This is a genomic window from Dokdonella sp. (assembly GCF_035703485.1).
Taxonomy (GTDB): domain Bacteria; phylum Pseudomonadota; class Gammaproteobacteria; order Xanthomonadales; family Rhodanobacteraceae; genus Dokdonella.
Genome location: NZ_DASSYD010000172.1, coordinates 46,939 through 61,660, shown reverse-complemented (window position 1 = coordinate 61,660; position 14,722 = coordinate 46,939). Strand labels below are relative to the sequence as shown.

Annotated in this window: 13 protein-coding genes; 9 read left to right on the top strand and 4 right to left on the bottom strand. The window is 57.8% G+C overall.

Features of this window, described 5'->3' with window-relative positions; all coding sequences use genetic code 11:
- Positions 1-669: DNA polymerase IV (dinB, locus tag VFN25_RS13425; protein WP_325142743.1), on the bottom strand; the 669-nt coding region annotated here is incomplete at its 3' end.
- A 218-nt stretch (positions 670-887) separates the two neighbouring features.
- On the opposite strand from dinB, the gene VFN25_RS13420 reads away from it, so the two are divergent.
- A complete protein-coding gene (locus VFN25_RS13420) occupies positions 888-1,418 on the top strand; it encodes a DUF4124 domain-containing protein (RefSeq protein WP_325142741.1) in 531 nt (176 codons plus the stop codon).
- 72 nt (positions 1,419-1,490) lie between these two features.
- Positions 1,491-2,222: a hypothetical protein gene (locus VFN25_RS13415; RefSeq protein WP_325142739.1), complete on the top strand. Its 732-nt coding sequence runs from the start codon at positions 1,491-1,493 to the stop codon at positions 2,220-2,222.
- Between the two features lie 94 nt (positions 2,223-2,316).
- Here VFN25_RS13415 and VFN25_RS13410 read toward each other — a convergent pair whose 3' ends face one another.
- The 3 genes from VFN25_RS13410 to VFN25_RS13400 all read right to left on the bottom strand — a co-directional run bounded on the left by VFN25_RS13410 (position 2,317) and on the right by VFN25_RS13400 (position 5,861).
- Positions 2,317-2,517: a CsbD family protein gene (locus tag VFN25_RS13410; protein WP_325142745.1), complete on the bottom strand. Its 201-nt coding sequence runs from the start codon at positions 2,515-2,517 to the stop codon at positions 2,317-2,319.
- A gap of 963 nt (positions 2,518-3,480) precedes the next feature.
- Positions 3,481-4,671 (bottom strand): nucleotidyltransferase, encoded by a 1,191-nt coding sequence (locus VFN25_RS13405; RefSeq protein ID WP_325142737.1) that lies wholly within the window; start codon positions 4,669-4,671, stop codon positions 3,481-3,483.
- Positions 4,668-5,861 carry an SAVED domain-containing protein gene (locus VFN25_RS13400; RefSeq protein WP_325142735.1) on the bottom strand — a complete coding sequence of 398 codons (1,194 nt, stop codon included), beginning with the start codon at positions 5,859-5,861 and terminating at the stop codon, positions 4,668-4,670. The genes VFN25_RS13405 and VFN25_RS13400 overlap by 4 nt, the downstream gene beginning before the upstream one ends.
- A gap of 81 nt (positions 5,862-5,942) precedes the next feature.
- Between VFN25_RS13400 and VFN25_RS13395 the strand changes: the two genes are divergently transcribed.
- Genes VFN25_RS13395 through VFN25_RS13365 form a run of 7 tightly spaced genes read left to right on the top strand, consistent with a single transcriptional unit; the run spans position 5,943 to position 14,691 of the window.
- Complete coding sequence (locus VFN25_RS13395; RefSeq protein ID WP_325142734.1) at positions 5,943-6,530, top strand: restriction endonuclease subunit S; 588 nt, start codon at positions 5,943-5,945, stop codon at positions 6,528-6,530.
- A 17-nt stretch (positions 6,531-6,547) separates the two neighbouring features.
- The gene (locus VFN25_RS13390; RefSeq protein WP_325142732.1) at positions 6,548-8,059 is read left to right on the top strand and encodes a type I restriction-modification system subunit M; all 1,512 of its coding nucleotides are present in this window, start codon (positions 6,548-6,550) and stop codon (positions 8,057-8,059) included.
- Entirely contained in the window at positions 8,052-8,903 is an 852-nt protein-coding gene (locus tag VFN25_RS13385; protein ID WP_325142730.1) for a BRO family protein, read from the top strand. Before VFN25_RS13390 ends, VFN25_RS13385 begins: the two co-directional genes overlap by 8 nt.
- Positions 8,900-9,433 carry a RhuM family protein gene (gene rhuM / locus VFN25_RS13380; RefSeq protein WP_325142728.1) on the top strand — a complete coding sequence of 178 codons (534 nt, stop codon included), beginning with the start codon at positions 8,900-8,902 and terminating at the stop codon, positions 9,431-9,433. The genes VFN25_RS13385 and rhuM overlap by 4 nt, the downstream gene beginning before the upstream one ends.
- The gene (locus tag VFN25_RS13375) at positions 9,433-10,653 is read left to right on the top strand and encodes a restriction endonuclease subunit S (RefSeq protein ID WP_325142725.1); all 1,221 of its coding nucleotides are present in this window, start codon (positions 9,433-9,435) and stop codon (positions 10,651-10,653) included. The genes rhuM and VFN25_RS13375 overlap by 1 nt, the downstream gene beginning before the upstream one ends.
- Entirely contained in the window at positions 10,650-13,946 is a 3,297-nt protein-coding gene (locus VFN25_RS13370) for an HsdR family type I site-specific deoxyribonuclease (RefSeq protein ID WP_325142723.1), read from the top strand. Before VFN25_RS13375 ends, VFN25_RS13370 begins: the two co-directional genes overlap by 4 nt.
- On the top strand, positions 13,939-14,691 hold the full coding sequence (locus VFN25_RS13365) for a SprT family zinc-dependent metalloprotease (protein ID WP_325142721.1): 753 nt from the start codon (positions 13,939-13,941) through the stop codon (positions 14,689-14,691). Before VFN25_RS13370 ends, VFN25_RS13365 begins: the two co-directional genes overlap by 8 nt.
- Positions 14,692-14,722 lie beyond the last annotated feature (31 nt).

Below are 14,722 nucleotides of genomic sequence, written 5' to 3'. Positions count from 1 at the left end.
CAGGCGCCGACCGTAGCGACCGAAAAGGCTTTCAAGCTCGCGCACCTCGCGGGCGCGCAAATCTCCAACGGTGCGGATGCCGAGAGCGGCGAGCCTGGCGTCCATGACCTTGCCGACACCGTGGATGCGTGCCACCGGGAGTGGCGTCAGGAATGCTTCGACGGCATTCGGCTTGATCACGAACAGGCCATCGGGCTTGTCCCAGTCCGAGGCGATCTTGGCCAGGAACTTGTTCGGTGCAACACCGGCGGATGCGACCAGCGCAGTCTCTTCGCGAATCTGTGCGCGAATCATCCGGGCAACCGCCGTGGCCGACGGCAGGCCGCCGTGATTTTCGGTCACATCGAGATAGGCTTCGTCGAGCGACAGCGGTTCGACCAGATCGGTGTGACGCAGGAAGATTTCGCGTACCTGACGGGAAACGGCGCGATAGCGCGTGAAATCGGGCGGAACGAAGACCGCATCCGGACACAGACGCTCGGCGGTTACCGCCGGCATCGCCGAACGCACGCCGAATGGCCGCGCTTCATACGATGCGGCACAGACCACCGAGCGCGCTCCACGCCACGCGACCACAACCGGCCGACCGCGCAACGACGGATCGTCACGCTGCTCGACCGAGGCGTAGAAGGCGTCCATATCGACGTGGATGATTTTGCGTTTTGACAATTGATTCGGGATTCGGGATTCGGGATTCGGGATTCGGGATGACCAGCCATTCGGCTATTGAAGGTCGGGATTCGTCGGGAAGTGCAGGGCAGTTGGTGCCGCTTCGTGGAGCGGCATGATCTCGTATGGCAATTTTCCTACACGCAGAAGCGGCGAACTGCGCTGGTCAATCTTGTGCGGTCTGGCGAAGATGCGGACAACTGATCTGGATGACCGTCGTGTTTCGATATCTTGCCACCGCCTCCCTTTTGCTTGTCGCCGTGATCGCGATCTCGCCTGCCATCAGCCGCGCCCACGCTCAGGACGTCTTCAAGTGTATCAATCGCGACGGCGAGATCGCATTTCAGGCGGTTCCCTGCAAGCCTGGAATGCGCGAACAGCAAATCATGATCGAACCTGCGCCACCGGTTTCGCGCTCTCCGGACTATGGATCAAGCCATCCGCACGGGCGATCAAAGACGCGGACTCCGCAGCAGAAGCCCCGCGCCGAAGTCGAATATTCCTATGAGTGTCGTACGCAAAGCGGCGCGCTCTTCTACCGGCACAGCCGATGTCCGGCGTCGATTGATCGTAGTGGCTTGATTGGTGGTCGTCGCGGTGCTCCGCGCGAAGCGGTCAGTGGGCGACGCATTCCCCGCCTTGAAGCCTGCCGGGGCATGCGCTCGGTGGGGCGTGATGGACGCGAGTTCGATGACGTGCCATCGACCTATGATCGCAATCTCGGCCGCGATCCGTGTCGCCGCTACTGAATGCGGAGTCTCACTTCGATTCCTGATCGGCGTTATATTCGCGGGCCTTGTCTGCAACCGGAACCGATGCCGATGCGCGTATTGCACAATCTCTCCGCTTCACTTCTGATCCTCGTCTGCCTGAGCGCCTGTACGACCCAGGAGCCACCGGCCGCGCCCTCCGCGGATGCCATCGCCGCCGCCAAGGCGCAAATGGAAGCCAAGGCCGAGCAGCACTACGCGATGTACGAGCAGATGATTCAGGCCGACAATGCCGAACTGGCGCTGCCGCTTGGAGATGAATTGATCAGGATGTATCCGGACAGCGCTGCGGCCGCGCGCGTGCGTCCGGAGATCGAGAAGCTCCGCGAAAAAGCGAACACAGAGGGCGAGGCACGGCGCATGGCCCGCTTGTGGACTTATCAGACCTCGCCGATGGCCGGTGGCACGCAAAGCACGGCGACGGTCTACAGCAATGACGATCCGAGCGTTGCCGGCGACAAGGTGCGACTGGTTTTTCGTCGCCACACCGAGTGGGGCCAGAGCGTATTTCTCTATGGCAGCGAGCCCGGCTTCACCTGTGCGAAGAATTGCCGGATCACGATGAGCTTCGACGGCGGCAAACCGATGACCATGGAAGGCAGCATCCCACCGACCGGTGAGCCAGCCATCTTCATCGAGGAAGACAAGAAGTTCATCGCGCAGGTCGAGAAATCGAAGAAGGTCGATATCGAGGTACACGACAAGGGCAAGTCGACACGCACCCTGCATTTCGATGTCGGCGGCTTCGATGCGAAGAAGTTCCTGCCGCTGCCGAAGAAATAGTTCAGCAGATTTCGCACAAAAAGAAACCGCGTCCGGTGAGACGCGGTTTCTGGTTTCCGCATCGTTCAATGCGGGCTCGGGGGGAGGGAGAGAGTCAGTGCAGCGATTTCTCGAAGCGCTTGATTTCCTCGTCTGCCTTGTCTTTCGCCCAGCCGTAGCGCTCCTGGAGTTTGCCGGAGAGATATTGCTGATTGCCGTCAAGACGGTCGAGGTCGTCGTCAGTGAGTTTGCCCCACTGATTGCGGATCGAACCTCTCAGTTGCTTCCATTTGCCTTCGATAATGTCCTGGTTCATGGATGTTCCTCTTGCTGCTCTTGGGGGAGTGTTGCGGCGATGCCCGCTGAAGCGTTCGGAGGCGGTCATCGTCGCGGTGAAGAAGCTACCGATCGGCGCGGAAATTTTTGCGTAGATCGCGGTTAGCACACCGTTACCAGTTGGCCTGGGTTCATTCAGATGAATGCGCGGCGATTATTCATTCGTTGTTTGTGGCGGAAAGCATAGTTTGGCCGCACGGAATGCTTAGGCCCGAGACAGCTTTTTCGAATGGTTGTTAGCCAACCGGTGTCGACGAGGTGACAACTTGGGTCTTTCCAGCGCACGACCGTCGTTGATTTGTTCAAGCACGATTGAGAAGAATGAACGCGGTAGCCCAGACCTCAATCCGTTAAGGATCACCCGATAGTTGCATAGGCCTAGTCTCCGGCCACATCCGCAAGGGCAAGCCCGCTTGTTCGCAAGCCGCGGGCGCAATCGAAGGAGTTTGATTGCCTCGATTGCGCTGCGACGTCCGCTCAACCCCAAGATGCTCGCATAGTCCTCTTCGAGCCCGACGAGACCATGGCTGAGTTCCGAAAAAGGAAATCCCTGATTGCCTTGCTCGCGCCACGTTGCTGCATACAGGAACGGCGCAATACACTCTTCTGCATAGCGCACCAGGTTTGGTGGATTACCCAGCTTCAGACGCAAGGTCCATGGTGATCCAAGGCACAAAGTTCCGTCTGAATTGACATGGTTGTCGTTCCCTTGCGGAATTCGACCTCCCCTCTCATAAACAGGCGGCGCGAAGGTCGTTCGACCTAGCGGGACATCTATTTGGATTCTGTAGCTATCCTCGATTTTGGGCAGTCCCGCCGGTTCCATCGAAAAGTCCAGTAGTCCGACGACACTGCATACGTCTCTCTTTGTCGTTGGCTGTCTGCGCAGGAGAGGCCAAGCGTCCAACAGTTCATCGATGTGTGCTTGAGTGAAGCGCACCTCTCACTGAGCCCAAGGCTTGGGGGGCGCCGAGGCAGTTTGGATGATGCGAGGTGAGGAGACCGAAACCGTCGACGCAAGACCCAGTGCGCGGCGCAAGTCGTCTGAAACCTTCACGTTGAGCCTATCTTCTACAATCTCGACGAGACGCGTTGTTTCGTCATCCAGCATTGAGCGGAAGTCTCTATTGGCTTGTTGAACCCAAAGGTGAAAGTTCTGCTTGAGCAAAAATTTTGCGCAGTCCTCGCGGAACCAGCGATCGGCGAAGTTTTCCTTTGGATTGACCGGATTGAGAATTTCATCGGTGTCTGACGCTCGAACTTGTTCAAGTTCGTCCAGGACGCGCAGCATTGATTGCGCGAGCGATTCGCCTTCGACGTATGCACGGCCAGCTATCGTCGTAAGAATGATTGATGCCGGCTTCGAATCGGGCTGGTCCATGAACATGACATCGCGGTGCCTCTTCAGAAGCTGAACTACTCTCTGAAGTGAATTCTTGCTGCGATAAACAGGAACGGGATCAACTTGAGCTTCTGCCAAAAGGCGCTTCTGCAGGCTCATCATTCTCGTTCGGAACCAAAGCAAGTAGCCGCCGGGGTTGCTTGAGGGCCAAATTCGACTCAGAAGCGCGTAGTTCGGATCTTCGATATCGGTGATCCATATGGCTCGACGAGCTGCCTGCTCTGCAACTGCAGTTTCCAATCCATTTTGTGCCATCGCCTCGCTCAGCTCGCGGCGGCGCAACTCATCAGCAGGGATGCCTGGCACAACGTCCATATGAAATCGCAGCTCGTCTTGGTACCCGAGCCGCCAGCAGCGGTTCTTTTCCTCCAGCTCCTTCTTGATCTGACGCGCTTCGCGGTAAGCCGCAAGCTCAATTCTGAGTAGCTCCTTGAGTTGCTGCTGCGTATGACTGATGCGCGTAACGCCGCTCTTGAGTCGGCAAGAAAAGTCCAGGTCGTACTCTTCACCGTCGACGATGGGACGAATGGGTGTCCCGAGTGCGAAAGAGCCCTGAACGAAAACGTGGGGTTGGTAAGGCGCCAGAGAGGAATCCTCTCGTCCAAGCCAATTCCCAATATCCTCGTAACGATTTTGAGCAAGCTGGTAGGCCCGCTCCGGAAGGTCTATCTCCTGAAGAATGGCTTCGAGTCGCTGGTTGGCACTGGTCGTCATGTCGGTTTCCTTGCTCATTGTTCGCTTGCGGTGTGCGACGGCTGGCGGGGTCCAAGCTCCATCATCTTGGCGAATCGATTTGAGTCCCCCTCGCGGTCATAAATCACGTATCGATGGGCGTGGTTGGTGGAAAGCAACGCTCCGAACTCCAAGGCGATCGCAGCAGGAATTGCGGCAAACAGATGCAGTGGGTCGGTAGTACTTGCCTCAAGCTGGCTCAGATGAGGCTGCAACGCGCGCCGAAATGAATCGATAGTCGCGCGATTCCGGATCAAGCCATATTCAGGCGTTGGTAGAGTGAAGCGCGCAATGCGTGCGCCAGGCAGCGCATCAAGAATGGCTGCATCCGCTAGCGCAGCAGATAGCGCCAGTACAAGCGCAATCGGACCATCTCCTGGCGGCGGTCCGACATAGGTCCATCCGGGCGCCGGTGCCGCAGGATCAATCCAGCGCAGGGTCCCGCTGCGGTCCCGCGAGAAGAGGAAGCGATTGCTGCGGTCACCAAGTTGCCGACCAACCCGAATCAGAGTCGGGATATCCGCCAAGCCAACTACGGCCAGATTGAGGGGATCACCAAGCGCATTGGTGCGCTTCGTCAACCGATCTTGCAGGTTTTTGTCTATGTCCTGTTCGATCGCGCGCCAGTAGACCTCATCACGCCCATCAGGCCCTGGTCCTCGCAAGCGCAAGATCTGGATGTCGCCGTCGGCCCAAAGACTCTCAGAGAGCATAGCGTCAGCGAGATCCCTGCCGCGAACGATGTTCTCGGTAGCGAAGTGGCCACCCAGAATGATCAGGCCGGATGCCCGTTGGGTTTCTCCACGGCTGGCCGCGTGCCGAATTTGCTCGATATGGTCACGGTGGTGGCGCGAAAGGTCGTGGGTGGGGTATCCGTCCGCATCGAGATCCGTGCGAGCGTGGCAAGACGGGCATAGGAGCATCAGATTGTCCGGGTCGGTCGTGTGGCGCTCTGCAGCACCCTCGTCATATCCCGCGGAAGCCCGGGGCCCTTGAGGGCTTGCCGGTAACACGTGCGCGACTTCCGCCCAGTTGAATGTCTTGCCGGTCCTGAAATCCTGGGTGACGTCAGCTCCACACTGTTCGCAATGCCCGGCCGCACGCACCCAGACGAGCCGCCTAACGGGCTCCGGCGTCGAAAATCGACCCGCCTTCTTGTTGGTCCGCCTAGGTTTCTGACTGCCCGCCATTTGAGCCCTCGTTTATTTGCATCATTTACGATGATGCGATGGTATTGACACGAAACATGCGAGTCAAGCATTATTTGCATCATGGGAAATGATGCAATCATTAGGAAGCTGGGTGAGGTAGCCGAAATTCGTATGGGCTACCCGTTCCGCGGAGCAATCCCGGAGGTCCCAGGCGGTAGCGTTCGGATTATTCAGATACGAGATGTAACGCGTGTCGGTCTCAACAACTGCGACGACCTACTGACCACGGAAGTCGAAGGCCGCAAGGAGCCCGATTGGGTGCTCGATCAGGATGTGCTCTTTGTCGCCCGAGGCGCCCACGCGTATTCCGCATTGGTTACCAGGCCGCCGGCTCGAACGGTCTGCTCCCAGCACATTTATGTGATTAGAGTGAAGGCGCCTGACCGGCTCCTCCCTGCATTCGTTGCTTGGCAACTCAATCAAGTCCCCGCGCAGCGCTACCTCCGTCAGTCGGCCGAAGGGAGCCACCAACTAAGTATTCGTCGCGCGGTGTTGGAAATGACTGAGATTCGGATTCCGCCGATCGAGCTGCAAAGCGCGATGGTCAACCTGATGCGTGCAGCAAATGCAGAACACGATACTTTTCAAGCGCTGATCAAGAACCGCGAAACAGAGTTGGCGATCCTCGCCGCCCGCCTACTCACATAACGATTATGGAAACCCGCATGAGCAAGACAGATATCGCCCAAGAAACCATCAATGCCGCCGTTTGGGCAGCCTGCGACACCTTTCGCGGCACTGTGGATCCGAGCATCTACAAAGACTATGTGCTGACGATGTTGTTTCTGAAGTACATTTCAGACGTCTGGCAGGATCACTACGACGGCTACAAGGCCGAGTACGGCGATCATCCCGAGTTGATCAAGGAGATGCTCAAGAACGAGCGCTTCGTGCTTCCGCCGAAGGCCAACTTCTATGCGCTCCATGAGCAGCGGCATGCTGCCGGCAATGGTGAGCGCATCGACAAGGCGCTACATGCCATCGAAGAAGCCAACATCGGCAAGTTGCGCGACGTGTTCCAAGACATCAGCTTCAATGCCAACAAGTTGGGCGACGAGCAGCAGAAGAATGACATCCTTCGCCATCTGCTGGAGGATTTCGCCAAGCCTGAACTCAACCTGCGTCCTAGCCGGGTCGGCACGCTCGACATCATCGGCAACGCCTACGAATTTTTGATCAAGAACTTCGCTTCCAGCAGCGGCAAGAAGGCCGGCGAGTTCTATACGCCGCCGGAAGTCTCGTCACTGATGGCCCGACTGATGGATCCCAAAGAAGGCGACGAAATCAGCGACCCCACTTGCGGCTCAGGATCACTCTTGCTGAAAGTCGGTCGGCTAATCCGCGACCGCTCGGGATCACGCAAATACGCACTTTTCGGGCAAGAGGCCATTGGCAGCACCTGGGCGCTGGCCAAGATGAACATGTTCCTGCACGGCGAGGACAACCACCGCATCGAGTGGGGCGACACCATTCGCAACCCCAAGCTGCTGGACAGCGAGGCCAGCCTCAAGCACTTTGACATCGTAGTAGCCAATCCACCATTCTCGCTGGAGAAGTGGGGCCACGAAGGTGCCGATACTGACAAATTCAGTCGCTTCCGTCGCGGTGTGCCGCCGCGAACCAAAGGTGATTACGCCTTCATTCTGCACATGATCGAAACCATGAAGCCGCGCACCGGTCGCATGGCTGTCGTGGTGCCGCACGGCGTGCTGTTCCGCGGCGCGGCCGAAGGAAAGCTTCGAAAAAAGCTAATCGACGAAAACCTGCTCGACATCGTGATCGGCCTGCCGGAGAAGCTGTTTTATGGCACGGGTATCCCCGCTGCGATATTGGTATTTCGAAAGAAGAAAGGAAATGACAAGGTGCTCTTCATCGATGCCAGCCGCGACTACGAGGACGGCAAGAATCAAAACTACCTGCGCGAAACCGACCTGCAGCGCATCCTCGATACGGCCAACGCTCGTGCCAATGTAGACAAGTACGCTTACTTGGCCAGCCCTGCTGAAATTGTCGAGAACGACTACAACCTCAACATTCCGCGCTATGTCGACACCTTCGAGGAAGAAGAGGAAATCGACCTGATGGCCGTACGCAAGGAGCGGCTGGAGCTGAAGGCCGAGCTGGCCAGGCTGGAGGAGCAAATGACGGTCTACCTCAAGGAGCTTGGCTATGAGTAAGAAAGAGCAGCAGCCCGCTAATCCAGTAGATGCGGAGTTGGCGGCATTTGAAAGTCAGGTAGTCCGCCGCACTTGGCACAACGATGAATGGTGGTTTGCCATTGTCGATGTCGTGGCAGTGCTGACCGATTCCATTCAGCCTGAGGGGTATCTAAAGGATTTACGTAAGCGTGACGCGGGGTTAGCCGAAGGGTGGGGGCAAATTGCCTCCCCCCTTCGCCTGGCCACACCGGGGGGCGTGCAATTGCTCAACTGCGCCAACATGCAGGGAGTGCTGCGAGTCATCCAATCGATTCCCTCACCCAAGGCGGAGCCATTCAAGCGCTGGCTGGCGCAGGTCGGCTATGAGCGCATCCAGGAGGTCGATTCAGACAACTCTTTCGCCGCACTGAACGAGGATCAGCGGCGACTGATGCTCCGTGATGAACTCTCCGAGCACAACAAGCATCTGGCGGCAGCCGCACAGCAAGCCGGCGTCGAAACACCGGTCGACTACGCCGTGTTTCAGAATCACGGCTACAAGGGGCTGTATGGAGGGTTGGGCAACAAGGAGCTGCACGCGCTCAAGGGACTGAAGAAGAGCCACAAGATCTTGGATCACATGGGTAGCACCGAACTGGCCGCCAACCTGTTTCGGGCCACCCAGACGGAAGACAAGCTCAAGCGCGACGGCATCAAGGGAAAGTCGGCAGCCAACCGTACGCACTATGAAGTGGGCAAAAAAGTACGCCAAACCATCGAGGAAATTGGCGGAACCATGCCTGAGCACCTAGCAGTTCCCGACAAAAGCATCCAGCAGATCGAGCGCGAGAAACGCAAGCATGTCGGAAAGGACAAGCCATGAGCGATCGCCGACGGTCCAGCCTCGATTTCCCTACTGATATCGGCGCATCGGCCGCGCGTCATGGCGAACTGGTGGTATACCCGGCCGAGCATGCCGCCGTCTGGCTCAGCCAGATGGTGCCGGTCGAACCGTTTCAAACCTCGGCGCCCAACATCAACATGAAGAACGTGTCCGCCGAAGGTGAGCTGCGAGACGAGGCATCCATTCAAGATAACTTAATCGTTCGTACCGAGCGGAGCCGAATCGAGACGATGTTTCTCGATTACGACGCAGACCGCGCAAAGAAGCGGCAGGACATCCGCATGGCCGACTGGCGTCAGTACGTGGACAACTTCATCGACTTCAACGAGCGGCCGCTGCTGAAGGGTGCGGGTCGGATCAGCCACGAGCGGATGCAGCAGGTGGCGCACGAGCGCTATGCGGAGTTCGATGCGAAGCGGCGTCAGGCCGAAGCGCTGGCGGCGGATGTGGAAGACATAAAAGAGTTGGAGCAGATCGAGCGCACGACATCAAAGAAGGCTAAGAGCTGATGGCTTATGAAGGAAATTGCCGCCTTGGCGATCTGTTCAAAAGCCGACGTGAGAAGGGTAGCCCTGGCTTGCCGGTGCTGTCGGTCACAATGAACGATGGCCTAGTCGATCGCGAAGACTTGGAGCGCAAGCAGGACACAACTTTAGCCCCAGAAGAGCATTTGCTCGTGAAACCCGGTGACATCGCATACAACATGATGCGGATGTGGCAGGGTGCTTTCGGTCTCGCTGACCAGGGCGGGCTTGTTAGCCCTGCCTACGTGGTTCTAGCACCGAAAGAAAAAGTCGACTCACTCTATGCGTCGCAACTCTTCGGCTCCCAACGAATGATCTATCTATTCTGGGCATATTCACACGGGCTAACTTCAGACAGATTGCGACTTTATTTTGCCGACTTCGCACGAATTCCAGTGTCAGTTCCCTCAGTCATGGAGCAAAAAAAGATCGCGGAAATTTTAGCGACGTGGGATAGAGCAATCGCCGTCAACGTCGCCCTGATCGAGAATTACAAGTCACAGAGGAATGTGCTACTCCATCGACTCATGACAGGCGAGCAAAGATTGAAGTCGTTCGACGCGCCTTGGCGCAACATGCGTCTCGGTGACTTGTTTCAATCCCTAGACGCGGGCGTCAGCGTTAACTCTTCCGATCAAACGATCGGTGAATTCTGCCCATCAATTTTAAAGACCAGTTGTATTACTGGTGGAAGATTTAGAGCCTCCGAGCGCAAAGCTGTTGTCGATCAGCAGGAAATTTCGCGACTGAGGGAGCCTCTTCGTGACGACAGTCTGTTGATTAGCCGAATGAACACGCCCAATTTGGTCGGAGCATGTGCCTACGTTGAACATGCGCCGCCGAATACCTTTCTTCCGGACCGCCTATGGCAAGCCACGGCCAAGAAGTTTGTCGATACGCGCTGGCTTTCCTACTTACTATTGACGCCTGCAGTGAAGGCCAAATTGCTCGGCATAGCCTCTGGCACCAGCGGCAGCATGAAGAACCTCTCGAAAAATGCATTGAGAGCAATTTGCGTCGGCGTCCCTAGCTATGAAGAACAAATGGCAGTCGCGAAAGTATTGACCCTATGCGATCGAGAGTTGGATGCGGCTATATCGAACATGCAAGGGGTGGTGCACGAGAAAGAGTTTTTGATGCAGCAATTTTTCACTGGTAAACGCAACGTGTGCCAGTCTGAATCGATACAAGCGGTCAGCCCATGAACGACGGCGCCCCCGATACCCGCGAGCAATACAGCGCCCACTTGCCGGCCTTGCACCTGTTGGCGAATCTGGGCTGGCGCTATCTGACCGTGGCCGAATGCCTGGCGCTGCGCGGCAGCACCCGCGAAGTGCTGTTGAAACCGCGTCTGATCGAGGTGCTGCAGAGTCGCCGTTTCGACTACAAGGGCGAGCGCTTTCCGCTCTCGCCCAGTGCGATCGACCAGATCGTGCGCGAGCTGTCCGCGCTGGCGATGGCCGAGGGATTATTGGCGGCCAACGAGCGGCTGTACAACAAGCTGGCGCTGGGCATTACCGTCACCGAGTTCATGCCGGACGGCAAGAAGCACCAGCCGACCGTCCGCATCATCGACTGGACTGATCCGGCTGCGAACCTGTGGGACGTGACCGAGGAATGCGAGCTGCTGTCCGCCCAGGGCACGCATCACCGCACGCCGGACATCGTCTGCTACGTCAACGGCCTGCCGCTGGTGGTGATCGAGGCCAAGCGGCCGGAGTCGGGGAAGTTCGGCAAGGCGATGGTCACCGAGGGCATCAGCCAGCACCTGCGCAACCAGCGGCAGGATGAGATTCCGCAGCTGTTCGCCTATGCCCAGCTGCTGCTATCGATCAGCCAGACCGACGGTCGCTACGGCACCACGCATACCGCGACCAAGTTCTGGGCGCGCTGGCGCGAGGAAGAGTTCGACGAGAAGCCGCTGGAAGCGATCAAGAACCGTACGCTGCCCCTGGACACGCAGCGCGCGTTGTTCGAAGGCAAGCCGGCCCGGTTGCGCACTTACTTCGAGGCGATGTGGTCGCAGCCGATGCTGCTCACCGATCAGGACCGCCTGTTGGTCGGGTTGCTCACGCCCGCCCGGCTGCTGGAGTTCCTGCGCGGCTTTGTGCTGTTCGACCGCAAGGTCGGCAAGCTGGTGGCGCGCTACCAGCAGTTTTTCGGCATCCGCGCCTTGCTGGCGCGCATTGCACAGAAGCGCCCCGATGGTGGACGAGAAGGCGGTGTGCTGTGGCATACCACCGGTTCGGGCAAGAGCTTCACCATGGTGTTCCTCACCAAAGCGCTGCTGTTGACCCGCGCGCTGAAAGAATGCCGCGTGGTGGTAGTGACCGACCGCATCGACCTGGAGACCCAACTGGCGCGCAACTTCATGACCGGTGGCGCCTTTGGCTCGGCGATAGCTACCCGCAAGGAAGGCGAGGGCAGTAAGGTGACCTCCGGGCGCGAGCTCGCCAAGCGCATCGGCCATGGCACGGAACGGATCACCTTCTCGCTGGTGCAGAAGTTCAACACCGCCTCCAAGCTGCCGGAATGCCGTAATGATTCACCGGACCTGATCGTGCTGGTGGATGAGGGCCATCGCAGCCACGGCGGCGAAACCCACGAGCGCATGCGCAAGGCGCTGCCGAAGGCGGCCTATATCGCCTTTACCGGTACACCGTTGCTGAAGAACGAGAAGACGGCGAACAAATTCGGCCCGATCGTGCACGCGTATTCGATGCAGCGCGCGGTGGAAGACGAGACTGTGGCCCCGCTGCTGTACGAGGAGCGCGTGCCAGAGCTGGACATCAACGAGGAGGCGGTCAACCGCTGGTTCGACAAGATCACTGCGGGCCTGTCGGCCGCGCAAAGTTCGGACCTCAAGAAGAAGTTCGCCGGCAAGCGGGCCGTCTACGGCGCGGCAAACCGCATCGAGCTGATCGCCTGGGATATCGCCAACCACTTCAACGAGAACATCAAGCAACTGGATATCGGCCTGAAAGGCCAGGTCGCCACCGACAGCAAGCTCGATGCGATCCGCTACAAACGGGCACTGGACGACACCGGCCTGGTGAGCAGCGCCGTCGTGATCTCCGCCCCGGATACGCGCGAAGGCAATAGCGAGATTGACGAAGACGCGATGCCGGAAGTGCAGAAGTGGTGGAAGCAAAACATCATCGATCAGAAGCTCGATGCCGAAGACCACGAGAAGCAGGTGCTGCAGGACTTCGGCAGCGACGGCTCGCCCGACCTGCTGATCGTGGTCGACAAGCTGCTCACCGGCTTCGACGAGCCGCGTAACACCGTGCTGTATATCGACAAGCCGCTGAAGGGGCACAACCTGATTCAGGCCGTGGCACGCGTGAATCGCCTGCATGATGCCAAGCGCTACGGCGTGCTGGTGGACTACCGCGGCATCCTGAAGGAGCTCGACATCGCGGTTCGCGCGTATCAGGAGTTGGAAGAGCGCACCCAGGGTGGTTTCGATTTGGCCGACCTCGATGGCCTCTATCAAGCATTCAGCACCGAATACAAACGTCTGCCTTCTCTGCACGATCGTCTGTGGTCGTTCTTCAAGAATGTCGCCAATCGCAAGGACACGGAGCAATACCGCGAGATTCTGAAACCGCATATCGTCAAAGGAAGCGACGACGAGGAGTACGACGAGCGACAGAAACTGCGTGACGATTTTTCGAACGCGCTGACGGAGTTCGGGCTGTGCCTGCAGACATCACTTTCATCGCGCAGCTTTTTCGAAGACAAGAGCTTTTCGGAAGACTTGATCCGTCGTTACAAGGACGACTTGCGCTTCTTCTCCAGCTTGCGTCAGATCGCTCGCGTGGATGCGATGGAGACGGTCGACTACAGCGTTTACGAGGAGCAAATTCGCAAACTGGTGGACAAGCAAGTGATCGGACGTGAGGTCCGCGATCCGGAAGGTGTCTATCTTGTACATGAGCTCGGCAAAACCGAGGATCCGCACGAATGGTCCGAGGAGAAGACGCGCAACGAGACCGATCAGATCAAAACCCGTGTGCGAAAAACCATCGAACAAGAACTCGCCGATGACCCTTACGCGCAAAAGGTTTTTGGCGAGTTGCTGCGTCAGGCGATCGCCGAGGCGGAGGCGATGTTCGATCATCCGCTCAAGCAGTACGCACTGTTCAAGGAGTTTGAGCAGAAGGTTCAAGGGCGAGAGACGCCTGGCATCCCTTCTTCCCTCGCAGAAAACCGGCATGCAAAGGCGTACTTTGGTGCATTCAAGTTGGCGCTGGGCGACGCGGCCTTCGTCGAAATGAATGAGAGTGAAAAGAAGTCATACGCCGACTTGGCGCTTGAGGTTCATGAGGTCGTGCGCAACGCCATCGCGGAAAACTCCCTCAGCCCACAGAACATCGAAGCAGTCGTGCGAAATGCGCTGCTGCCAAGACTGTTTGAGCGTGTGGGACTTGATCAGGCCAAGGCTGTCATTGACCAGATCATTCAGATCGTCCGTGTGGGGTTGAGTCGTGCGTAACCTTGCCTTGGCCGAACTAGATTGGAGCTTTCACTACGGTTCCGACGTCGTCCATTTTGCGGTACGCCGACAACCACAAAGGCGTAACAGCAGCATCAGCATTCACGTGGAGCCTGAGGGTGCCGTTGTGGTTGATGCACCAGTGGATGCGTCGCGAGATGCGATTCTCGCCGCCGTCCGCAGGCGCGGTCGCTGGATTCAGGGGCACGTGGCCGGATTCCTTCGTCGTCGTCAGAACGTCCTTCCACGCGAGTATGTGAGTGGAGAATCTTTTATGTATCTGGGTCGACGCTATCGACTGAAGGTTATACAAGTCGAATCCGCCGAAGTGAGTGTCAAGCTTCGTGGAAGTCATTTGGAGGTTCGCGTGACCGATCCGCAGCGTCAATCGGTTTGCGAGGCAACAAAAAGGTGGATTCGAGAGCGGGCCAGAGATGTCTTTGCAGAACGCTTGAAGACGATTGTGGCGGAACTCAACTGGAGGCTACCGACACCGGCGATGCGGCTTCAGGCAATGCAAGTTCAATGGGGCAGTTGCTCCCCTGGCGGCAGGCTGACGCTTAATCCCTGGTTGGTGAAGGCCCCGCGTGATTGCATCGACTATGTAGTCCTTCACGAGCTCTGCCATCTGAAAGAACACAACCACAGCCCACGGTTCTACAAGCTATTGGACAAGCACATGCCGCAATGGCGCAATAGAAAGAAGCGACTGGATGAGCTGGCCGAGTCGATTCTAAACACATAGCTTCTGGCGCGGTGCCGTCGCATTGTGTTGC